19 protein-coding genes are annotated in these 21,474 nt (G+C 46.8%); 8 read left to right on the top strand and 11 right to left on the bottom strand.

Annotated features, from left to right (window positions below; genetic code table 11):
- Positions 1-2: 2 nt before the first annotated feature.
- The 7 genes from KNP96_RS13650 to KNP96_RS13620 form a co-directional block, all read right to left on the bottom strand.
- Complete coding sequence (locus KNP96_RS13650) at positions 3-1,211, bottom strand: DUF1015 domain-containing protein (RefSeq protein ID WP_214771145.1); 1,209 nt, start codon at positions 1,209-1,211, stop codon at positions 3-5.
- Positions 1,212-1,223: 12 nt separating this feature from the next.
- Positions 1,224-2,381 (bottom strand): phosphoglycerate dehydrogenase, encoded by a 1,158-nt coding sequence (locus tag KNP96_RS13645; RefSeq protein WP_088837234.1) that lies wholly within the window; start codon positions 2,379-2,381, stop codon positions 1,224-1,226.
- Entirely contained in the window at positions 2,382-3,446 is a 1,065-nt protein-coding gene (serC, locus tag KNP96_RS13640; RefSeq protein WP_214771142.1) for a 3-phosphoserine/phosphohydroxythreonine transaminase, read from the bottom strand.
- Positions 3,447-3,804: 358 nt separating this feature from the next.
- Positions 3,805-4,188, bottom strand: a complete 384-nt coding sequence (locus KNP96_RS13635) for a nuclear transport factor 2 family protein (RefSeq protein ID WP_088837232.1) — start codon at positions 4,186-4,188, stop codon at positions 3,805-3,807.
- Positions 4,189-4,270: 82 nt separating this feature from the next.
- Positions 4,271-4,471 carry a cold-shock protein gene (locus tag KNP96_RS13630; RefSeq protein WP_012370557.1) on the bottom strand — a complete coding sequence of 67 codons (201 nt, stop codon included), beginning with the start codon at positions 4,469-4,471 and terminating at the stop codon, positions 4,271-4,273.
- Between the two features lie 200 nt (positions 4,472-4,671).
- On the bottom strand, positions 4,672-4,872 hold the full coding sequence (locus tag KNP96_RS13625) for a cold-shock protein (RefSeq protein WP_029330387.1): 201 nt from the start codon (positions 4,870-4,872) through the stop codon (positions 4,672-4,674).
- Positions 4,873-5,133: 261 nt separating this feature from the next.
- Positions 5,134-5,388, bottom strand: a complete 255-nt coding sequence (locus tag KNP96_RS13620; RefSeq protein ID WP_088837231.1) for an RNA polymerase sigma factor — start codon at positions 5,386-5,388, stop codon at positions 5,134-5,136.
- A 156-nt stretch (positions 5,389-5,544) separates the two neighbouring features.
- Between KNP96_RS13620 and KNP96_RS13615 the strand changes: the two genes are divergently transcribed.
- The 4 genes from KNP96_RS13615 to egtD all read left to right on the top strand — a co-directional run bounded on the left by KNP96_RS13615 (position 5,545) and on the right by egtD (position 10,353).
- Positions 5,545-6,084: a GNAT family N-acetyltransferase gene (locus KNP96_RS13615; protein ID WP_088837230.1), complete on the top strand. Its 540-nt coding sequence runs from the start codon at positions 5,545-5,547 to the stop codon at positions 6,082-6,084.
- 920 nt (positions 6,085-7,004) lie between these two features.
- Positions 7,005-7,988: a GMP reductase gene (gene guaC / locus KNP96_RS13610; protein WP_088837229.1), complete on the top strand. Its 984-nt coding sequence runs from the start codon at positions 7,005-7,007 to the stop codon at positions 7,986-7,988.
- Between the two features lie 132 nt (positions 7,989-8,120).
- Positions 8,121-9,389, top strand: coding sequence for an ergothioneine biosynthesis protein EgtB (gene egtB / locus KNP96_RS13605; protein WP_088837228.1), 1,269 nt, complete (start codon positions 8,121-8,123; stop codon positions 9,387-9,389).
- A gap of 1 nt (position 9,390) precedes the next feature.
- The gene (gene egtD, locus KNP96_RS13600) at positions 9,391-10,353 is read left to right on the top strand and encodes an L-histidine N(alpha)-methyltransferase (protein ID WP_088837227.1); all 963 of its coding nucleotides are present in this window, start codon (positions 9,391-9,393) and stop codon (positions 10,351-10,353) included.
- A 182-nt stretch (positions 10,354-10,535) separates the two neighbouring features.
- Here the strand turns inward: egtD and KNP96_RS13595 are convergent, their stop codons facing one another.
- Positions 10,536-10,874, bottom strand: a complete 339-nt coding sequence (locus KNP96_RS13595; RefSeq protein WP_088837226.1) for a hypothetical protein — start codon at positions 10,872-10,874, stop codon at positions 10,536-10,538.
- A 25-nt stretch (positions 10,875-10,899) separates the two neighbouring features.
- Positions 10,900-12,009, bottom strand: coding sequence for an NAD(P)/FAD-dependent oxidoreductase (locus tag KNP96_RS13590; RefSeq protein WP_088837225.1), 1,110 nt, complete (start codon positions 12,007-12,009; stop codon positions 10,900-10,902).
- 272 nt (positions 12,010-12,281) lie between these two features.
- Between KNP96_RS13590 and KNP96_RS13585 the strand changes: the two genes are divergently transcribed.
- Both KNP96_RS13585 and corA read left to right on the top strand, forming a co-directional pair.
- Positions 12,282-12,830: a hypothetical protein gene (locus tag KNP96_RS13585; protein WP_088837224.1), complete on the top strand. Its 549-nt coding sequence runs from the start codon at positions 12,282-12,284 to the stop codon at positions 12,828-12,830.
- 110 nt (positions 12,831-12,940) lie between these two features.
- On the top strand, positions 12,941-13,897 hold the full coding sequence (corA, locus tag KNP96_RS13580) for a magnesium/cobalt transporter CorA (protein WP_214771179.1): 957 nt from the start codon (positions 12,941-12,943) through the stop codon (positions 13,895-13,897).
- Between the two features lie 149 nt (positions 13,898-14,046).
- On the opposite strand, the gene KNP96_RS13575 is transcribed toward corA, so the two are convergent.
- A complete protein-coding gene (locus KNP96_RS13575; RefSeq protein ID WP_214771139.1) occupies positions 14,047-17,640 on the bottom strand; it encodes a dynamin family protein in 3,594 nt (1,197 codons plus the stop codon).
- A 130-nt stretch (positions 17,641-17,770) separates the two neighbouring features.
- Positions 17,771-19,222, bottom strand: a complete 1,452-nt coding sequence (locus KNP96_RS13570; protein ID WP_088837222.1) for an NAD(P)H-binding protein — start codon at positions 19,220-19,222, stop codon at positions 17,771-17,773.
- Between the two features lie 185 nt (positions 19,223-19,407).
- On the opposite strand from KNP96_RS13570, the gene KNP96_RS13565 reads away from it, so the two are divergent.
- Both KNP96_RS13565 and KNP96_RS13560 read left to right on the top strand, forming a co-directional pair.
- Positions 19,408-19,788: a hypothetical protein gene (locus KNP96_RS13565; RefSeq protein ID WP_029330360.1), complete on the top strand. Its 381-nt coding sequence runs from the start codon at positions 19,408-19,410 to the stop codon at positions 19,786-19,788.
- 239 nt (positions 19,789-20,027) lie between these two features.
- Positions 20,028-21,395, top strand: coding sequence for a phenylacetate--CoA ligase family protein (locus KNP96_RS13560; RefSeq protein WP_214771136.1), 1,368 nt, complete (start codon positions 20,028-20,030; stop codon positions 21,393-21,395).
- Positions 21,396-21,474 lie beyond the last annotated feature (79 nt).

Raw genomic sequence — 21,474 nt, 5'->3', positions numbered from 1 at the left:
TGTCAGCTGAAAAAGCGATGAATCAGTAAACCGCTACGCAGTTTTGGTTCGAACCACGTCGATTTTGGCGGCATGACTTGATTTGCATCCGCGACTTGCATCAAATCCGTCAAGTCGGTCGGATGTAAGTGAAAGGCAACTGCCATCGTCCCGTGATCAACGAGTTGTTCTAGTCCAGCATACCCACGGATGCCACCGACGAATTGAATCCGTGCATCGGTCCGAGGATCTTCAATCCCTAAAAAGGGTGTCAAAAGTTCATGCTGAAGGATAGAGACGTCAAGATTGTCTTTGACAGTCGTCTGTTGCGCCGTGTAATCGAGCGTATACCATTGTTGCTTAAGATACATCTCAAACCGGTGTTTTTGCGTCGTCTCAGCACGACCAACCGTCACGGTGAAGCGTTGACTGATCCGTTCGAGTAATTCGTCGACCGATTGTCCGTAAAGATCTTCGACAGCGCGATGATACCCCATGATCTTTAATTGATCACTTGAGAAGGAGACAGCAAGGAACAGTTGTGCCTCTTCGTTGTCCGGATGTAATTTTGCAACTTTTGATGCCGCTTCTGCCCGGTGATGTCCGTCCGCGATGTACAGTGCGTCATGACGAGCAAACTGACTCCCAATCGTCAGCATGTCAGAGCGATTTGTAATTTTAAAGATTGTATGTTCAATCCCGTCCTCGGTGGTGAACTGATAGAGCGGGACATTCGTACTCTGTTCTGCAACGATTCGATTGAGTTCATCATCCGGTTGATGGGCGAGTAGGATGGGGCCGGTATGTGCCTCTAACGCATCGATTTGACGGACGCGATCTCGCTCCTTATCAGGACGCGTAAATTCGTGTTTACGGATGAAGCCGTCGTCGTAATCAGTTACGGACACGCAACCGACAAAACCTGTTTGGACATGTTCGCCATCACGGAGACGATAGAGGTAATAGCATTCGTCTTCGTCAAGCTTTAGGATTTGACTATCGCGTGCATCCTTGAAGTGGAGGGCAGCTTGTTGATAAACACGCATGTCGTGCTCATCGATTAGATTAGGTAGCGTCACTTCAGCTTTGTCGATCCGAAGGAAGGATAAAGGGCGACGGCGTACCTCGACCCGTCCTTCAGCCCGGTTGAAGACATCATAAGGTAGCGAAGAGAACGTTTCTGCATATTTACTTTGTGGTCGTAGTGCCTGGAAAGGTTCGAATGTTGGCATGAGATCACTCCTTTAAAGTAGTCGCGTTTTTAAGATGCCGGGAATCGCATCGAGCTGTGTCAAGGAAATCGTTTCGTCAAGATGGTTATCGATGTCGATGATCGTATAGGCAATCGGCCCTTTGCTACCGTTAATCATGTTCGCGATGTTAATACGCTCCGTCGCGAGGACAGAAGCAATCTGACCGACCATGTTCGGAATATTTTGATGGGCAATCGTCAAGCGACGTTTACCTGAATCGGCGAGTTCGACTGACGGGAAGTTGACGGAATGACGGATGTTGCCGGTCTCAAGAAACGTTTTTAGCTGATCGACGGCCATGATGGCGCAATTTTCCTCCGCTTCAGCCGTCGATGCCCCGATATGCGGCAACGGGATGACGCGCGGTAATGATAAAATGAAGGCATTCGGGAAATCGGTCACATAGTTCGCGAGGCGACCAGATTTCAGGACGGTTGCGAGTGCAGCTTCATCAATCAACTCACCACGCGAAAAATTAAGTAGCGTCGCACCTTGCTTGACTTTCGACAACAAGCGTTCATCGAGCAGGTGATGTGTTGCATCGACGAGTGGAAGGTGAAGCGTGACATAGTCACTCGTCGCAAGAAGTTCTTCAAGATTCGTCACCCGATGAATTTGATTTGAGACCCGCCATGCGGATTCAATCGACATATGCGGATCGTAACCGGAAACGGTCATCCCTAACTCATGCAGCGTATTAGCAAGATTTGCCCCGATTGCCCCGAGGCCAACGATGCCGATTCGTTTACCTAACAGCTCTGTCCCGACAAATTGCCGCTTGTTGGCTTCGATCCGTTCCGGGATGTCTGGTCCGCGTAAATTATTCGTCCAAAGGATACTCGGTATCAATTTTCGGGCTGTTAAAAAAAGACTGGCGATGACGAGTTCCTTAACGGCATTCGCATTCGCACCGGGCGTCGAAAAGACGGGGATCCCACGATTTGCGAGTTGGTCGAGCGGGATCGTATTGACACCGACGCCAGCACGGGCGACCGCCTTCAAGGAGTCGGCGAACTGCATCCCGTGTAAGTCCTTGCTTCGAACGAGGAAAGCATCTGGTGCCTCAACTTGGCGATGGACGTGGTAATCGTCCGTAAAGCGACTCAGTCCTTTTTCAGACAAATCATTCCACAACTGGATTTGGTACATTTAACGTTCCCCCTGTTCAAATTTACGTAAGACGGATAGTAAAGCTTCGACACCAGTGGTCGGCATCGCGTTATAAAGGCTAGCCCGCATACCGCCGACAGAACGATGTCCTTGTAGGTTCACTAAGCCGTGTCGTTCGGCGTATGCGATAAAGGCATCGTCTAAGGCTTGTTGTCCTGTCGAAAACGGGATGTTCATCAAACTTCGATCTGCGTGAGCGACTTGATTCGAAAACAGGTCGGAGTGGTCGAGCGCATCATAAAGCGAGGCGGCTTGAGCACGGTTGCGTGCCGTGATTGTCTGTAATCCGCCCTCTTGTTTTATCCATTCGAGAACGAGTTTCGTTAAATAAATACTATACGTAGGTGGTGTATTGTAGAGTGAATGGTGTTTCGCATGAACGTCATAACGTAAGTATGAACCGAGAGCAGAAGGTGTCTGCTCGACTAAACTTTTTTTGATGATGACAAGTGTCATACCGGCAGCACCGAGGTTTTTTTGGGCGCCTGCATAGATGACGTCGAACGCGCTGACATCAATCGGTTCTGATAAAATTGATGAAGAAAAATCAGCGACGAGCGGGACGTTGACACGTGGAGCTTCCTGAAAAGTCGTCCCTTCAAGCGTGTTGTTCCATGTCACGTGTAGATAATCGGCATCCGAAGTAAAAGGACCGGCCGGAATCGACCGATAGTGATCGTCTCGGGAAGAGGCGATGATGCGTGTCGATGCATAAGGAGCAGCATCGGCAATCGCCTTTTGCGACCAGCCGCCCGTATCGATGAAGTCGACACGATGAGTCGTCGCAAGGTTCAGTGGCAACATAGAGAATTGGAGCGTTGCGCCACCCTGTAAGAACAAGACATCATAGTCTGACGGCACTTCAAGCAGTTCGCGGACGAGCGACGTTGCATCGTCTAAGATTGCTTCGAATAGGGCGGAGCGATGACTGAGCTCGAGGACAGACTGATGGGACCCTCGATAATTCAATAATTCCGATTGTGCTTTACGTAAGACAGGTTCAGGTAAAACGGCTGGACCTGCGGAAAAGTTAAAAACAGTCATCCAATTCCTTCTTTCTCGTTAATTTTCAGAAAATACATGCAACTTCAGTGTAACGGAATGAAAACGGATTTTCAAATTGCTTTCAGATAGATTTCAAGTACCGAATTCGAATAAATAAAGAGGCTGACTCAAAAGTTGCTCCAAAACCAATTGCAGTGACGGACGGTTCCGGTTTTACGCGGCTTTTACAGAATAAAACGGAAGAGCTCGCACCGTCAGATACAAATAGGCCCGTTTCCCTGTCCATAGTGAGCAGGGAAACGGGCTTTTGTCTCACCCGAGAAAAAGTGAGAGAGCCATTCCTTGTTAAGGCCGTTGATCGTCATCGCAGTAAATGAGAGGAGTGGATCCATGTCATTTAATTTTGATCAAGCGACGTCGCTTGCGAAAAATGCCACTTCCAGCCTGTGTCCGTCAGTTGATAAAGAGAAACGATACGAAAACGTCCTACATAAGACGTCGTTCCATATTGAAACTGGTCTTCTGTCAATGTTTGTACCAAGGCAGTCGTCTCAAAAAGCTCGACAGTCATCGATTCATCTATAGAAGAAACCCATTTTATCAAATCAACGTCAACATAGTGGTCTAAATAAGTTTCTGCGTCGAATTGTCGTCCAAGTCCATCGATGAACGAGAAACTAGGAGTTAAAAGTTCGTTCATCGCTTCTCGGTTTCCAGCCATCAAATGGTCGTGTCTTGCTTGTAAGACATGTTGCAGTTGTTCTTGTGTTGAGAGTTGCATGGAAATTCTCCTTTCTATACGTATGAAGTTTATCATGAATGAAATTAAAAAAAGACCTTGCATCAGCAAGGTCTTAAAAAAATTAAAGTTTAGTAACGTTAGTTGCTTGCGGTCCGCGTTGGCCTTCTTCAACTTCGAAAGAAACCTCTTGACCTTCGTCAAGTGATTTGAAGCCATCAGTTTGGATAGCTGAGAAGTGAACGAAAACGTCGTCGCCGCTTTCACGTTCGATGAAGCCAAAACCTTTTTCTGCGTTAAACCATTTTACTTTACCTTGTTCCATGTGTGTTGCCTCCTGCGTGTGACTGAGTCACACTGATTATTACTACCGTGATCAATTTCATCGAGTTAAAAGTGTAACCTTTTTATCTCCACCGAACAACAATAATTACTTAATAATATACCATGGATCGATTGAAAAAGAAAGGGGAGATAAAAAAGAATTAAAAAAGAGGATTTGCATCAGCAAATCCTCTAAGGAAATTAAAGTTTAGTAACGTTAGTTGCTTGCGGTCCGCGTTGACCTTCTTCAACTTCGAAAGAAACCTCTTGACCTTCGTCAAGTGATTTGAAGCCATCAGTTTGGATAGCTGAGAAGTGAACGAAAACGTCGTCGCCGCTTTCACGTTCGATGAAGCCAAAACCTTTTTCTGCGTTAAACCATTTTACTGTACCTTGTTCCATGTGTGTTGCCTCCTGCGTGCGACTAAGTCACACTGATTATTACTACCGTGATCAATTTCATCGAGTTAAAGCGTAAACTTTGTATCTCCACCGAACAACAATAATTACTTAATAATATAGCATGCCTTCGAAAAAAAAGGAAGGAATAAACAGAAATATCGTTAACTTTTGTTAAAAAACTTGAAATGACTTCAGATGTACTTAAATTTTAAAGGGTTCGGCGTCAACCTAACGAATAAAAGTGGCAAGGTCTGTTTGTAATCAATGGACAGGCTGATGAGGGTGTCGGACGTGCTTAATTGCTGCCATGACATAACCGTGAATGGAAGCATGCCGGCGTGGCTCCGTCCAAACGGCTTTAAAAATATGTGTCAACGTCCGTTGAATCCGTGTTTCATCCGTTGTCACGCGTCTAAGTAGAAGGTAAAGAGAAGTTTCATACCGATCGTAAAGTAACTCGAGGGCATGACTATTTTTTAATTCGATTTGTTCGAATAGTTCTTGGTCTGTCTTCATGCTCTCCTCCTTAATGTCATGTCGTTAAATGATTGTCATTGAATTGTCATCTGTTCTGCTTAGGTTGTTTTCCCCAAGACATAATAATCAAACGTTTAAACTGTTTAACTTCAAGATATTTATAGGGCGTGTTACTTAAAAAGGAGCTGTTTAAGGATGAGTCGTGTTTTTATTAGACCTTATATAGAAGAAGATGCATTAGAATTGCTGGAACTGAACGTACGAAACCGGGGGCACTTTGAATTTTGGATGCCACTTAAGCCGAAAGAAGATCAATATTCACTTGGAGCCCACCAAGAACGGATTCGTCAAACATTACAAAAGATGCAAGATGATCGTTACTATGCGTTTGGTGTTTTCCTGAAGGAGAACAATGCATTAATCGGCGAAGTATCTGCTTCGTTCATTGAACGGTTTCCGGCTGAAACATGTATGATCGGCTATCAACTTGATCGAAATTACAATGGTCAAGGATTGATGGCTGAAGCGGTCATTCAAGCAGTTGCACTGCTCTTTGACAAGTATGCATTTCATCGGTTACGAGCGGAAGTGATGCCTGAGAACATTGGATCGAGCCGTGTTCTCGAAAAAGTAGGCTTTCGAAGAGAGGGACTTGCTAGGAAAAGTCTATATATTAATGGAAACTGGGAAGACTTCACGATGTTCGCACTATTAAAAGAAGAATTTTTAGTGTGAGGAGAAAATGATTGTTGTCGATGTCGACGTAGTATAGTGCATGGTGCAAAAAACTAAAACGCCATTACTTTTTAGTCTTTTGTCGTCGCGATCATCCGCGGGTACAATCGAATAAGGTGAACCTCTGTGTATGCAGTCATTCGCACGTTATATGAAGAAACTGGATTATTCATTCGACTAACACGCCTGATTGGCTGTTTTAATGGTGAATCGCTTGAATGGACGTACTTTCATTTTGAAGAACGACTATCATTCGCTAGACTGTAGACAACGTGCTATCGGGAGATACAGCGTCTTTTTTCGTTGCTTTCCTCGGACGAGGCGCGCCATTGCTCCTTGGATCCTAGCGGACGACGAGCAGGGTCTTGCCTGCCTCTGAAAGTGCGTTAAAAACGTACTTTGCCCCGTAGGAGTCAACGAAACATGACGATTTTCAGGCAATACCGTGACAGAAATCCAGTCATGCAGACAGTTTAGAGCGCAATCCGTCTCGAATCGCTTTAGACCGCGAAAAGCAATCGGTCGCGACCCTTCAGCTTTGCTGTAGCGGCGCGATCAGTTGCCGCTTTGAAGACGAGGCGAGACAGGGAAGCGCGAACGGATTGCCTCTCGTTATAGCCTGTTCACGCTTCATAAGAGTTTGTCTACACGCTCATTCGCGTTGCATGATCTAACATCGATTTTCATCCGAAATTCAAAATTAAGATATTTTGACTGGTGAAAAGACTGATTAGAGCGATTAAGACATAAAATCGAATGAAAAAACGAACGATAACTCATTTATAAGATAAAAACATTTGTTTTTAGATGACAAATTACTCTAAATCCTTTGACATGACATTCTGCATTCGATATAGTGTTCAGGTACGAACGATTATAAACGATAGTTTAAAAAATATTCGTTATTTGGAGTGTTGAAAATGGATGTAGTATTTGATTATGAAGATATTCAATTGATTCCCGCAAAGTCAATCGTTGGCAGTCGATCTGAGTGTGATACGACGGTCGAGTTTGGTGGAAGACGATTCAAACTGCCGGTCGTCCCGGCGAACATGCAAACCATCATCGATGAATCGATTGCGACGTACTTAGCCGAAAATGGTTATTTCTATATTATGCATCGCTTTGAACCAGAAAAACGGCGGACGTTCGTTGAGACGATGCAAGCAAAAAACTTAATCGCGTCGATTAGTGTCGGCGTCAAGATCGAAGAATACGTGTTCATCGAAGAACTCGCACAGGCAGGGCTCGTGCCGGAGTATATTACGATTGACATCGCGCATGGTCATTCAGACGCAGTCATTCAAATGATTCAGCACATTAAACGATTTTTACCGAACAGTTTCGTCATCGCCGGAAATGTCGGAACGCCGGAAGCTGTCCGTGAACTTGAGAATGCAGGTGCGGATGCGACGAAAGTCGGAATCGGACCCGGGAAAGTCTGCATCACGAAGATTAAAACAGGATTCGGAACAGGCGGTTGGCAACTGGCAGCACTTCGTTGGTGCGCTAAAGCTGCGAGCAAGCCGATCATCGCGGATGGAGGAATTCGGACACACGGTGATATTGCGAAATCCGTCCGTTTTGGTGCGACGATGGTCATGATCGGTTCATTGTTTGCCGGGCACGAAGAATCGCCTGGTGAGACGCATGAAGTCGATGGTGTCCGCGTCAAAGAATACTTTGGTTCGGCATCAGAGTTCCAAAAAGGTGAAAAAAAGAACGTCGAGGGGAAAAAGATGTTTGTTGAGCATAAAGGGAGCTTAGCCGATACATTGACGGAGATGGAGCAAGATTTGCAATCGTCGATCTCGTACGCCGGAGGAAATAAACTGCAAGCGATTCGGACGGTCGACTATGTCGTCGTCAAGAACTCAATCTTTAATGGGGATAAAGTATTTTAAGGCAATTAAAAGTAGAAAAAGCAGACGGTCTTGACGACGTCTGCTTTTTTTTTGCATACTTCCCATAAAAACAGGGTAATAGTTAAATGGTTATTTTTTCAGAAAATTACATTAAAAGGGGTGGCATAGCATATGAACACAGAAACGACAACGTACTTAATCGAAAAGTTTACGCGAGTCCGTGATAAGACAATTGAATTGATTGATCCACTTGAACCAGAAGATTTCGTAATCCAAGCAAGTGCTGATGTAAGTCCGGCTAAATGGCATATCGCGCATACGACATGGTTTTTCGAACGGATGATTTTACAGGAATACGATGCAGCGTATCAAGTGTTTAATCCACAGTTCAATTATCTGTTCAATTCGTATTACAACTCAATCGGTCCGTATCAACCGCGCCATCAAAGAGGTGTCTTGTCGCGGCCGACTGTAAGTGAAATCATCGCCTACCGCTCGTACGTCGATGCGGCAATCGATACGTTCTTGAGACAAGATCGCGACGCGGCGAGTCAAAAGAAAATTGAAGGTTTGATTGAGATGGGATTACAACATGAACAGCAGCACCAGGAACTTATTTTGATGGATATGAAATTTAACTTGTTCGTCAATCCCTTGTTACCGGCCTATCAAAATAAAGCGGTCGTGCCGACTGCTGAAACCAATGTCAGTCCTGCTTACAAAACATTCGATGGAGGATTGATTGAAATCGGCCATGATGGGACCGGCTTTGCGTTTGACAACGAAAGTCCTGTCCATAAAGTATGGTTGAATCCATTTGAACTGGCAACTGCGCCCGTGACGAACGGGGAATACTTAGCTTTCATCGAAGCTGGAGGTTATGAGACGTCTGAATATTGGCTTTCTGACGGGTACCAAGCCATCAAGCAACTCGGCTGGAAAGCACCGCTCTACTGGATGAAGGATGAGTCGGGGGACTGGTCTGTCTTCACATTAAGTGGTGTCGAACCACTCGCACTCGACGAACCGGTTTGTCACGTCAGCTTTTATGAGGCGGATGCTTATAGTCGCTGGAAAGGAAAACGTCTCCCGACGGAAGCGGAGTGGGAGCATGCGGCAAAAACGGTCGCAAGACAAGGGAACATGATGGGACGAGGAACGTATCATCCGGCATCGGTTGTACGGGCCGAGCACGAATTGACAGGAATGTTTGGTGACGTTTGGGAATGGACGGCCAGTGCCTATTCATCATACCCGGGCAGTCGACCGCTTGAAGGAGCACTAGGTGAATACAATGCAAAGTTCATGTCTAACCAGATGGTGTTACGGGGTGGCGCGTGTGTGACGCCGGACGATCACATCCGTGAGACGTACCGTAATTTCTTCCCGCCGGATAAACGGTGGCAATTCAGTGGGTTCCGTTTGGCAGGTGACCTGTAAGATGAGTCAGCAAGTGAAAAGCTTTGATTTATATACGACGCAGCAAAATATGTTAGAAGAAGTCATAGCTGGTTTATCGAAACCGGCTAAAACGCTTCACGCCAAGTATTTTTACGATCAAACGGGGTCGGAACTGTTCGAGCAGATTACGCAACAACCGGAATATTATCCGACGCGCACTGAACTCGAGATTTTGACGACGCACCAAACGACGATTGCAGATAAGATTGGTCCTGTCCATACATTGATTGAGTATGGGAGTGGCAGTAGTCGGAAAATCAAAAGTCTGCTCAGTTCGCTGCACGGGTTGGAAGAATATGTCCCAATCGATATCTCGAAGGACTATTTACTACAGTCGGCGGCGGAGTTGTCTAAAGATTATCCAAATCTCTCGATTAAAGCGGTTTGTGGCGACTATTCGACACCGATCACACTACCGGTCGACCGCGCACTGAAAAAAGTTATCTTCTTCCCGGGATCGACGATTGGTAACTTTGATCCGGCGGAGGCGATGGAGTTCTTGCGCCATTCATCTCATTTACTCGAAGTGGGAGACGGCTTTTTAATCGGTGTCGATACGAAAAAAAATCCGGACATTCTTCATCGGGCGTATAACGATATGGCCGGCGTCACGGAAGCGTTCAACTTAAACATCCTGACCCACATCAATCGTGTCTTAGATGGAACATTTGATCAAACAAGGTTTGAGCATGTAGCATTTTATAATGAGGCGCAAGGTCGAATCGAGATGCACATCCGCAGTCGGATTGACCAGATCGTACAAATCAACGGTCAGCCGTTTACGTTCCAGGAAGGTGAAACGATTCATACAGAAAATTCTTACAAATATAGCATCGAAGAATTTCAGCAGTTGGCAGGTAAAAGTGGCTTTCGGGCCGTCACTTACTGGACGGACGCCAATCATCACTTCAGCGTCCATTACCTTGAGAAGACGAACGGCTAACGCGATCATGACGATGGAAGAAAGGCTGGCACACCGCTAACTGACGATAAAATAGAAGGGATTGCCATCTTAAAGTTGATGGGCAATCCCTTCTATTTGCGTGTAGATAAAGTTGCATTGGATTTTCCGCTTGAAACTGTTTAACCGAAAAGACGCGGCATGCAGAACTATCAGGCGAAGTCTCAGCTGACGCGACTTCCGTCCGGAATTGGATGTTCCGGACATACGAGGACGGGCATCAGTTGATCGAGCGGACCGAGTTCAAGGATACGACCTGTGAAACCGGCGCGTACGCCCTCGACGTTCAGGATCGCGATGGCTTGTTTCCCTAAAATTTCTTCATAGTCGAACCGGGTTTCGACCCAGTCGAGTAAAAAAGAGTGATCGTGTCCATCGAAGTCGACCGTCACGTTGAGAAGGTGTGTTTCATTCTCGTCACGGATGAGAGAACGAATCGTCCCGACACGAATATCTAACGCGGTAAAGGTTTCGACGGGTACAAATGGTTTAATCGGATCCATGGGTCATCTCCTATCGTCAAACAAATTAGTTGTGATAAGTCGGAACGTAATCACTTAACGGAATCTCGAGCGGTTGATTTAACGCCAGTTCTGCGAGCTCGCGTCCGAGATAAGGGCCGATCGTCAATCCGGATGCACCGAGGCCGTTCGCGATGAAAACGTTCGGGTGAGCATCGAGTGAGGCGATGACCGGTAACGAATTACTCGTGTAGGGACGTAGACCAACCCGCATTTCATAGATGTTCGTTTCTTCGAGTCGTGGTGCGACAGGGAGGGCACGCGTTAAGAGCGCATGCATCCCTTTGACGGTCGGTTGTAAGTTGTAATCAAGTTGTTTTTCATGGGTCGAACCTAAAGCAAGGCGACCATCTTCCGTCGACACGAGATAGAGTCCACGTTGCCCCATGATGACGGGCCAATGTTTCGTTTTCATTTCCTCTAAATCAAGATGAAGGATTTGTCCTTTTTCCGTCCGGATATCGAGTTCGAGCTTGAGCGGACGTAACAATTCATTGATCCAGACCCCAGCCGTCAAAATCACGTGCTTCGCGTAATGCGGTTGTCCATCGATTGAAATACCTTTCACTTGTCCTGTTTCGATGAGTAATTCAGCATCCGCATCAATAACGGTCGCCCCGTAATGGATTGCCGCCCGCTCGAGTGCGCCACGCAAGGCACGACCATCGACGCGAGCCCCGCCGGAGACGAACAACGCGTCTTCGACAGTATCGATCAATGGAAATAGAGATTTGACCTGAGAAGCGTCGAGTCGTTCGATGCGTCCGATGCCTGGGGCTTCCGGGAATCGATTTTCAGCAATCGTATTCATCTTCTCGATTTTTGATGATTCATGTAGCGCGATCGTGCCCACTTTTCGGTACCCGGTCGCGGTTTCGCCAAGCGCTTCCAGTTCTTCGATTAACGTATCGTAATAGTGAGCGCCATTATTTGCTAAGCGGTACCAGGCTTTATTGCGACGTTGTGTCATCCAGGGGCAGATGATGCCGGCTGCTGCATCGGTTGCGCGTCCGCTCTCTTTTCGGTCAATCAAAAGCACGGTCGCCCCTTGTTTTGATAGGTGATAGGCTGTCGATGCACCGAGAATACCGGCGCCGACGATGATGTGTGTGTACATGTCAATTCAACTCTTTTCTAATGACGGTCTTTCTTTAGTCTAAAGAAAAAAGGGCAAAGCGACAAATCTAAATTCAAATGTGTCATTGAAGTGTGGGGAATGATGGGAAATTGAATCTTTTTTTCGGAATATTTCGTATACTTTACATACGGACGCGTATAATTGCAAAATAGACGATTAGAAACCGTCCAATCAGGAAAGATACCCTTATAGGCATCACGTCCCGACATCAATGGCTTAGCACTCAGTCACTTTTGAAGGAGGGGAAGGCAATGAACATTAGTCAAACCATCGTACGCAAACGCTACACGGACCACACTTTGTTTTATTCCGCCATCCTGATCTGGAAGTTGCTCTTCTTCTTACCCTTATTGATGTTCATGAATAGTGGCTCCGACAATGTATTCCAACTTTATTTCGTACCGTACTTGACCGTGATCATTTTGTTCCGGGTCATGACATATTACGCGACGTATAAAGCTTCCTTCATGGAGATGACGGAGATGGGGCTGTCTGTTTTCCTCATCATCGCCGATCTTTATATCATCGCGCTCTTCCAAATTCCGCTTCCATTCGGAATGATCATCATGTTATTTTCGATTCTCCATTTTAGCGCCGCATTTAGCCGTTTTCGTTGGTTTCGGCGCCGTATGTGGTTGAACCGCCATCTTGAAATACTCAATTACTTGACGGATCATGGTGAAACGCCGATCAAGATTGCTGTCGTCTCGGAAGATGAGATGCTCGTGACAACGAAAAGTGGGAAAGAATTCACATATCGCCAAGTCTATTGGAGTGGCTTTTATTTTGAACGCGGGTGAACGATTAAGGACTGTGTTGCTAATTGGCGCAAGTCCTTTTTTTGATGATGGCTATTTAAGGTCGGTTTTGCCATACTAAAGTGAGAAAATAGCAAGGAAGGTGTTCATTGGTGATTCGTGCCCTCATTGTCACACAGGACAATCATGTTTTCGTCGATACGAATCTCGATCGCTTAACGCGGTCGGACATTAAGTGGTATTTCGTTGATTTCGACCAACCGACAGAACAGGAGAAACAGTTACTCGTCTCCTCGTTTACGTTTCATCCGCTCGCGATAGAAGATTGTTTTCAATACTTACAGCGACCGAAACTCGAATATTATGACGGGTACAGTTTTTTTGTATTGCATGCGGTTGAAGAACCTTCGTTAAAAGGGAAAGAAATCAATCTATTTGCGAGTGAACAATACGTCATTTCGTATCATGAGCAGGCGTCACGGGAAGTGGACTTCGTGTTTCGGGCATTTCAAAAATTGACAGGGCATGAAGAACATCTAACGGTCGAAGTTGTCCATAAAATCATGGATAAAATCGTCGACGGGTATTTCCCGATCGTTCATAACCTGGAAGACCGCATTTTTTCACTCGAAGGTCGATATGAACAAGCAGGCAATGACAAACAAATCATGGAAGATATCTTTGACATCCGCTCAGACTTGCTTGAACTCGCACGGACGGTCTTACCGATGCGGGATTTACTGTATCGGGTCATCGAATCGAAACGACTGGCGATTCATCCGAACAAACAAGCATTTTTCCGTGACATCTACGACCATTTGCTGAAGTTAAACGACATGATTGAATACAATCGGGCGATGACGTCGGAATTCCGGGAAAACTTCATATCTTTGAACTCCTACCGCATGAATAACATCATGAAGACGTTGACGATCTTTACGACGATTTTCATGCCGTTGACGTTCATCGCCGGCATCTACGGGATGAACTTTCAATATATGCCCGAGCTGACGGTCCGCTATGGTTACTTCATTACGCTTGGCGTGATGGCGCTCGTCGCAATCGGGATGACGGTTTATTTTATCCGAAATCACTGGTTTGAAGAGTAGGCGTGAGAAATCGTCGTTCCTTTCCCGCCGGTCACACAAAAAACGCCGATGTTTCCGTTTTACACACGGGGACAGCGGCGTTTTCCATTGTATAGTCTTCTCATTCATGACGGATACCTGAACAAATCTTAAAGCGTCAGCCCACTGTTTTAGTGAACCGATTGCTCAAATACGTCATGCAGTTTCGCTTGGGCAGCCTTGAATGAGTCCAGTGGATGCACATCCGTCAAAGTCGAACGTTCCGTCTCAATTTGGCTCAATAATGTCTCTGTCCATTCGGCATAGAGTGTCGCGAAGACCTCGTCGAGATGTTGCTCCGTTAGATGACGAAGGCGCGACTCTTCGCCTTCGAGATAACTAACGGCATCCGGTTTCGTCAACGCGACCAGCGCGTCTTTTAAGTGCTCCTTCTCGTTCCGTTCGAAGAAAGCCTTTGCGTTCCGGAAGTAGCTTTTGACGGAACGGTATTTCGTGTCATCTTGGAACGGACCGCTGAACGTCATCGGAGGTAGCGTTGGCGGATCGAGTGGTGATAGTTGGAACGACGGGTTCAGTTTCGCAGCATACATCGCCTCTTCGTCAAGACGCTTTGCGATGGCACGTTGGACCCAGCTATCGATCCGGAAATGGGTGACACGTAATTCTTGTTCAAAATCATACCGCAAAAATCCGAGTAATTCGATGAGTGCTTGTTGCAAAGCGACTGCTTTCGTCGCGTTCGCAAACCGGACCGGATGATAGGCTTCCTTGAAAAAGTCTGGGAAGCGGTAATAGATGCGTTGATTGACGTGATGTAACAATTCATGAATCTCAGCAAATAGCTCATGGTGAACGAGTTCGACCCGACCGTTCGAGAAGTGTGCCGTGATCTCTTGTTCGAGCGCACCGAGTTCCGTCAATCGGGCATCTTTTCTGGCAATGTTCCGTTCTGTCTGATCAATCAATTGATTAAGGCGGTAAATTGTCTTGTCCGTCTCTTCCGTCAAGGATTGAAGCGCGAGCCCTTTCAAATCATGGTTCAAGAAGTGATGGAAGGCTTGTTCGAACGAATCGATGCCGGATTGTTCATCAATCCCTTGTTGTTTCTCGGCAAGGGCGTTGAGGCTCGAGACGCCGAACAGGCGTGGTGCACGGATGCCGAACCGTTTTAGTTCCGTGCCGACATAGTGTAGGACATCTTGCTGTTCCGCTGTCGAAGTTGCGAGATCAATCGCATTGACGACGAAAAACATTTTGTCGAGCTCGAATGCATCCTTAACCCGGCCGAGTTGAATCAAAAATTCACGATCGGCTCGGGCGAAGGCGTGATTGTAGTAGGTGACGAACAGAATCGCATCCGCATTTTTAATGTATTCAAATGCGACGTCCGTATGCCGGGCATTGATGGAATCGGCACCCGGTGTATCGACGAGCGTGATTCCGAGACGTGTCAACGGGCTGTCGAAATACAGGTCGATTACATCGACGAAACAACTGAGGTGTTCCTGTGCGACATACTCCTCGAATGCCGATTGAACGACTGTCTGTTCTGTACCGATGAAAGGTTCGACCGTCGGATATCCTTTTAGGAACGCGCGTAAGAAAGAGGCATCGTTCAAGTCGCTTGTCGTCCGTTCGCGCAACCATGTGACGACGGCAGTGACTGACGGCATCGTTGCGTCAAACGTTTGCAGGGCTTTGTTCAAGTCGTTGAGAAGGTCAGTCTCCGATTTAAACCGGATCGTTGCGGTCCCGTGGACATGCGTCGCCGTGACCGGTTTAATCCGATTGATGGATGCCGTCGTCGGGTTCGGTGAGACCGGTAGGACACGATGACCGAGCAAAGCATTACAAAACGAAGATTTGCCGGCGCTGAAAGCACCGAATAAGGCAATCGTAAAGTCGCTTGTCGTCACGCGCGCAAGCTTTTGTTGCAAATACTTCGTAGCGTCCTCGAACCCGCGAACACCGGAGAGAATGGTCTGGATTTGCTGCATCTCTTCTAATGTATAACGGGATGGGACAGCTTGAAGCGTTTCTTCATGCGTAGTCTCCATCTCTTGTGTCATGACTGGATTGATCCCTGTAAACGTCTCAATGTCGAGCGTCGCCTGCGTAAGCTGCGTACGCCACTGTTCTAGTTGCTCACGTGCCGCTGTCATATCGTCAGTGGTCGGTTCGTTCGCTCGTTCGAGGTAGCTTATTAACACCTGTTCCGCATTCTTGAACGTTGTCATCACGTCACATTTTTGTTCGAGCGTTTCAAATTCAGCTTGAAGCGTCGCTTTCGCAGGGATGTTTTCATGCGTCAACTCCTGGCGGACCGCTTCTCGCCAATGGTTCGTTTCCTTGACGTACCAAGCACTGACCGATGCAACGACCCGATTCGTGAATTGCAAGACCGATTCCCCGGTAATCGTGATGCCGTCTTGAAGTGCTTCCTCAATGACGGCTAATGGTGGATCAAGTGGGAGTTGATCGATTCGTAACGAGTGCTGGTCAGACAGCAAATCAATTTCCGCTAACGATTGTTTCATAAGTTTTCGAAGGTGAAGCGCAATTTCAGAAGCAGTGACAGACTGGAGTGCGCGCAGGACATCGTCAGCGATGACTTGTTGCGTCGCCTGTGTTTTTTTAGCGCTCCGGAACAATCCGACCTTGAATGCAGGTTGCCGAGATTCGAGGAACGTTTTCATCTTTTCGCGCAATTCAAACGGCATCAGCGTCGCATTGCGAAGTAAACTTTCCCGGTGTGCCGAAAAACGGCTGCTCCATTGTTCAGGAGCAAACAGGGTCAATTGATGTTTGACTTGTGCATGCCGGTCAAACACACGCTCCGCTTCTGCGCGTTCGGTCGCCGAGACCGTATCCCGCATCGCGTCAGATGCTTCTTCAATCATGTCTTCTAAATAGTTGATGTGTTCCTGGTGTAAGACCTCGAGCGTCGTTTGAGCGGATTCGATCAATTTCGGCTGGGCGTCACGAATGCTTTGGTCGACCAATCGCTTGACGGCAGAAAAGTCGTTCCCCGCGAATTCCGGCTCACGCAGGCTCGTGAAGAAAATGCCTTTCGGCTGAACACCATGTTCAGTAAACGATTTTTCGACGGATCGTTTAAAGGCATCGAATGACAGCTCGGATGTTTGGTGTTTGTCGATTTGATTGACGATTAAATAGAGTTCAGGAACAGAAGCGAGCAAGTCTTTTGTGACGCTGAAGTTCAGTTCAGATTGGACATGGTTATAGTCCATGACATAAAAGATTAAGTCGGCGACATGTAACGCCGATTCAGTCGAAATCCGGTGGGCGTCATCAACGGAGTCGACGCCTGGCGTATCCATCAGGACGAGACCAGGTGGTAAAGTGGATGTCGCATGGGTGATGTCGATTTGTTGGACGGTGCCGTCACGGCCGAAATGGCGTAAGTGTTGCAAATCATCTTCCGAGGCTAGACGGACTGCTTTTCGATCATGGAAGGAAACAATCGCTTCGTCGGTCTCGCCTTGACGAAGCGTGACGATATTTGCACTCGTCGGAATGGGACTCGTCGGGAGAATGGATTCGCCCGTCAAGGCATTGATCATACTGGATTTACCGGCAGAAAAATGACCGGCGAAGGCAATCGTATAGTCGCGTCGTAATAACTTCTTTGAAAATGTATCTAATTTATCGAGTCGGAGCTGATCGCGTGAAGGTTGAATCAGTGTCGCGAGAAGCGCCGTCGCTTCCAGGTGGTTCGTCAATCGTTCTTCAAATGAGCGCATGCAAATTGTAACCCCTTTCTTACAGTCAATTGTAAGTGTATCATGTTTATTTTGCTTTCGTCATCTTACGGTTGCACACGAAAAAAGAGGCGCTCACGAATCGTGAGAAGCCTCTAAAAACAGTGCTGATTCAGTTCGGTTCAGGAACGATCATGTCTGATTCGTCGGGCTGTTCTTCTGTCGTCTGCATCAAGCGTAGCAGGTGCAGTTTAAAGAGATACATGACGATGAGGTGGACATTCGCCTGGGTCGTTTTATAGAGCAACCATGGTAATGCGGGAACATATTCATGAATCGCGATGATACACTCTTGCGAACCCGGGATTTGCCGGAACTCGATGCGTCCATTGCTATCTTCTTTAACTTGAGCAAACAAGCCGCCCGTAATTCGGTACGTTGCCTGTTGATCGTCTTCGAATGGTTCTTTCGTCAGTTCAAGCAACGGGGCGTCAAGCAACGGAACATGAATCCGAACGACCGTTTCTTCCGCTGTCTTCGATGTAAGAAAAGGTTTCGCGAACGTCGATAACCAATCGACATAATTGTCGGCAGCCCAGTTCGCGTTCCGGTCGTCTGGAAGACGGACACGTTGGACGGACCGGACATCAAGCGTTTGTGATTTCTGGTGCGATGAAGAGCTTCCTGATTTTTTTGATTTCGACTCTTCTTCTTCTTCTTCCATCGCCATCCGTACGGATTGCTCGAATGAAATTTTTCCGTCACTGATGCCCTCGACCATCTTGTCGGGATCCGCCACCATCTCATGGACCATACTTTCGACGAGCGGATAAACGGTTTCTTTCGGTTCTCCAGAGATGAGTGTCACCCAAAGCCGCGACAATTTGACGGTCATCAACGGTAAGTCGAAGGTCGGTTGTTTTTTGTCCATTACTTCCGCCGTCTTCAAAATCATTTCCTTGTACGTCATCGCTTCCGGACCGCCGATATCGATGGCACGATCCTTGAGGTCCTCGCGGTCGACGCTAGATCCGAGCGCATGAATGACGTCCGGTAGCGCGACGGGATGTGTTTTGTTACGCGTCCAGCGCGGGAGAAGCATGACGGGAAGTCGTTTGACGAGTTTTGACAGAATCGGGAACGAAGACCCTTTCGGACCGACGATGAGCGCAGCGCGAATCGTCGTGACCGGTGTACCGTATGCACCGAGGACGCGCTCGACCTCAAGGCGACTTTTAAGATGACGTGATAAATTTTCCGTCTCGTCCGGAATGATGCCACTTAAGTAAACAATCTGCTGGATGCCGTTTGCTTTTGCAGCGCGTGCGTAATTGTCGGCTAAAATCAAGTCCATGTCTTCAAATGAGCCTTGCGTCAACTTTGCTGACGGCATCATCGAGTGGACGAGGTAGATGGCGATGTCTGCTCCTTTTAATCCGGCTGTCGTATCCGCTAACGAAAAAAGGTCACACGAACGCCATTCGACATTCGCTTCATCTTCCTTATCGTCACCATTGCGAGACAAGGCAATGACGTCGTACTTTTTCTTCAATTCATTTAATAGGTTATGTCCGATATAGCCTGTCGCACCGGCAAGTGCCAGGCGTTTACGTGGTTGCGTCATGTCAATTCCTCCTCATTAGCTGCTTACTACAAAGATTTACCCAAACGACCTGCGATTTAATCAAACGAATGTTATAGTTAAAAACAAATGCTTCATCTTTTTAAAACAGGGAAAACAAATAAAGAAGATTTGCGCACTGTTTTGGAGGGATGGACAGTATCATTTTTTAGGGGAGGGAGACGGATATGAATGCTGTCTGTTTTTTGGACGAACGTCATCATACACGTTACCAGATGATATTGAAGCGATTGAATGCACGAAACCGTAAAAAGTATTCTTTTCAATCAATCTTATTTTTAGCGACGGGTAATCTAGCGCTTATGCAATTGTTCAGTGACTATTTTTTTCCGGAGACGGGTGAATTTTTTTACCAAGAATTATTAGCGGAACCTGTCGAAGATTTAACCGTCGATGTCGAACGTCAATTACTCGTTCAGTTGTATAACGGCAGGACGACATTGACGATTATGGAAATCATCGATCAGTTAGATGAAACGGAGTTAGAGCTCGTCCTCGGAGCCATCCAAATCCGGTCATTCGGAAATCAAAACATGCAAGTACACTAAAGAAGGTAGCCGTTGTCAGATGGACTTCGGTTATCTTTTTTTTTGTCATTTCAAGGACCGTTAACTTACATTTGTGAACTGAAGTTATTAATGTAAAACAGCATCTAAATAAAAGCTAAGCTTATGCCTTAAGATTTGGTTGTCTAGCGGCAGGACTGGAAATAAGATGTAAGTAACAGGCAAGGTGTGGCGACTGCTGACAAGTCGCGCGTCGAATGATGAGGAAGGGGAGTGAACATATGCAACTCAAAGAATCGATTTATTTCCATTCACCGATTTTCATTCAGAATATCCTAACGACGCTTTACGGACGGGTCTTGTACCAGGAACGTTACGGGTCCGCCTACCGTAATCGGTTCGAAGAATTGAAGCGGAAAGAACGGCAAACGATTGATCCCGAGCAGGAGCAATTATCCCGCCTGAATCAGTTTTTACTGTTTTGTCAGGCCTATAGCCCGTACTACAAAGAGTTGTTCGATAGGAACCGGATTGAGCTTCCGCTTGCGCAGTTGTCAGAGTTAAAACAAATTCCCTTGCTCGATAAGGAGACGCTACGGACAAGGAATGCCGACGTCCATGCGCGGATTCATGCGCCGATTCTTGGAAAGACGGGCGGGACGACCGGGAAATCGATCCAAGTGCATTATACGAGAGAGGACATGCAAATCCGCATGGCGCACCTCGACTATTTCAAATGGACGCATGGAATCGAACAGGGAATGCGCCGGGCGAGTTTTACGGGACAGACATTAGCGGCAGAACAACAAAAGTCACCCGTCTATTGGCGGATGAATAAGGCGATCAATCAAATGCTTTTTTCAATTAAGAATATTAACCCGTTGACAATTCCCGCTTACATCGAACAATTGAACCGATTTAATCCAGTGTCGATTGATGGTTTACCGTCGGGAATGATTGAAGTTGCACGATACGCCAAAAAACATGCTGTCGACTGTACATTCCGTCCGAAGGCGATTTTTCCGACGGCTGAAATGTTGACACGGGACGAACGTGCTTTAATCGAGGAAGTATTTCATGCACCGATCTTTGATCAGTACGCCTCCTCGGAAGGGGCACCGATTGTCGCCGAATGCCGCTACGGTAAAAAACATCTCCATTATGAGATGGGTATCATCGAAGTCGAAGCAGACGGTCAAATTCTCGTGACGAGTTTTGATACACATGGTACGCCCCTTGTCCGTTACCGGATTGGTGACCGGATGACGCTTAGTCACGAGACGTGTCCATGTGGGCATGGTGGTCCGATCATCGCATCGATTGACGGACGCGGACGAAGTTATATCCAGTTGAAAAATGGGCATCGAATCTTTGAAGGGGAACTCGCTGGAATCGTGCGGCGGTTCCCGAATTGTATCGAACGAGTCCAGTACATCCAAGAAGAAGCGGATGAAGTTGTGATGTTGTACGTACCGGACGAACGTTGGTTTAAACAAGAGCATGAAAAGGAGTTATACTTCGTGTTAGAGCGTTTGTTCGGTGGACAAATGGATGTCCTCTTAAAAGCGGTCCCGGAAATTCCGAAAGAAATCAGTGGGAAGACGTTGTTGATTAAACAATTGATTCCAGACAACGAACGAGCCAATTGATTGGACTAGCCGAAATCAGAGCTAGTCTTTTTTGTGACGAATTGTAATATTAAGTGCAACACCTAGGAGAAAACAAAAA

The sequence above is a fragment of the Exiguobacterium sp. s133 genome, assembly GCF_018618595.1.
Lineage (GTDB): Bacteria > Bacillota > Bacilli > Exiguobacteriales > Exiguobacteriaceae > Exiguobacterium_A > Exiguobacterium_A oxidotolerans.
This window is presented reverse-complemented; position numbering and strand designations above follow the sequence as displayed.

Excerpts from the sequence above, each read along its gene's own strand:
- KNP96_RS13650 (WP_214771145.1), bottom strand. The coding sequence starts at position 1,211 with ATGCCAACATTCGAACCTTTCCAGGCACTACGACCACAAAGTAAATAT.
- KNP96_RS13645 (WP_088837234.1), bottom strand. The coding sequence starts at position 2,381 with ATGTACCAAATCCAGTTGTGGAATGATTTGTCTGAAAAAGGACTGAGT.
- serC (WP_214771142.1), bottom strand. The coding sequence starts at position 3,446 with ATGACTGTTTTTAACTTTTCCGCAGGTCCAGCCGTTTTACCTGAACCT.
- KNP96_RS13635 (WP_088837232.1), bottom strand. The coding sequence starts at position 4,188 with ATGCAACTCTCAACACAAGAACAACTGCAACATGTCTTACAAGCAAGA.
- KNP96_RS13630 (WP_012370557.1), bottom strand. The coding sequence starts at position 4,471 with ATGGAACAAGGTAAAGTAAAATGGTTTAACGCAGAAAAAGGTTTTGGC.
- KNP96_RS13625 (WP_029330387.1), bottom strand. The coding sequence starts at position 4,872 with ATGGAACAAGGTACAGTAAAATGGTTTAACGCAGAAAAAGGTTTTGGC.
- KNP96_RS13620 (WP_088837231.1), bottom strand. The coding sequence starts at position 5,388 with ATGAAGACAGACCAAGAACTATTCGAACAAATCGAATTAAAAAATAGT.
- KNP96_RS13615 (WP_088837230.1), top strand. The coding sequence starts at position 5,545 with ATGAGTCGTGTTTTTATTAGACCTTATATAGAAGAAGATGCATTAGAA.
- guaC (WP_088837229.1), top strand. The coding sequence starts at position 7,005 with ATGGATGTAGTATTTGATTATGAAGATATTCAATTGATTCCCGCAAAG.
- egtB (WP_088837228.1), top strand. The coding sequence starts at position 8,121 with ATGAACACAGAAACGACAACGTACTTAATCGAAAAGTTTACGCGAGTC.
- egtD (WP_088837227.1), top strand. The coding sequence starts at position 9,391 with ATGAGTCAGCAAGTGAAAAGCTTTGATTTATATACGACGCAGCAAAAT.
- KNP96_RS13595 (WP_088837226.1), bottom strand. The coding sequence starts at position 10,874 with ATGGATCCGATTAAACCATTTGTACCCGTCGAAACCTTTACCGCGTTA.
- KNP96_RS13590 (WP_088837225.1), bottom strand. The coding sequence starts at position 12,009 with ATGTACACACACATCATCGTCGGCGCCGGTATTCTCGGTGCATCGACA.
- KNP96_RS13585 (WP_088837224.1), top strand. The coding sequence starts at position 12,282 with ATGAACATTAGTCAAACCATCGTACGCAAACGCTACACGGACCACACT.
- KNP96_RS13575 (WP_214771139.1), bottom strand. The coding sequence starts at position 17,640 with ATGCGCTCATTTGAAGAACGATTGACGAACCACCTGGAAGCGACGGCG.
- KNP96_RS13570 (WP_088837222.1), bottom strand. The coding sequence starts at position 19,222 with ATGACGCAACCACGTAAACGCCTGGCACTTGCCGGTGCGACAGGCTAT.
- KNP96_RS13565 (WP_029330360.1), top strand. The coding sequence starts at position 19,408 with ATGAATGCTGTCTGTTTTTTGGACGAACGTCATCATACACGTTACCAG.
- KNP96_RS13560 (WP_214771136.1), top strand. The coding sequence starts at position 20,028 with ATGCAACTCAAAGAATCGATTTATTTCCATTCACCGATTTTCATTCAG.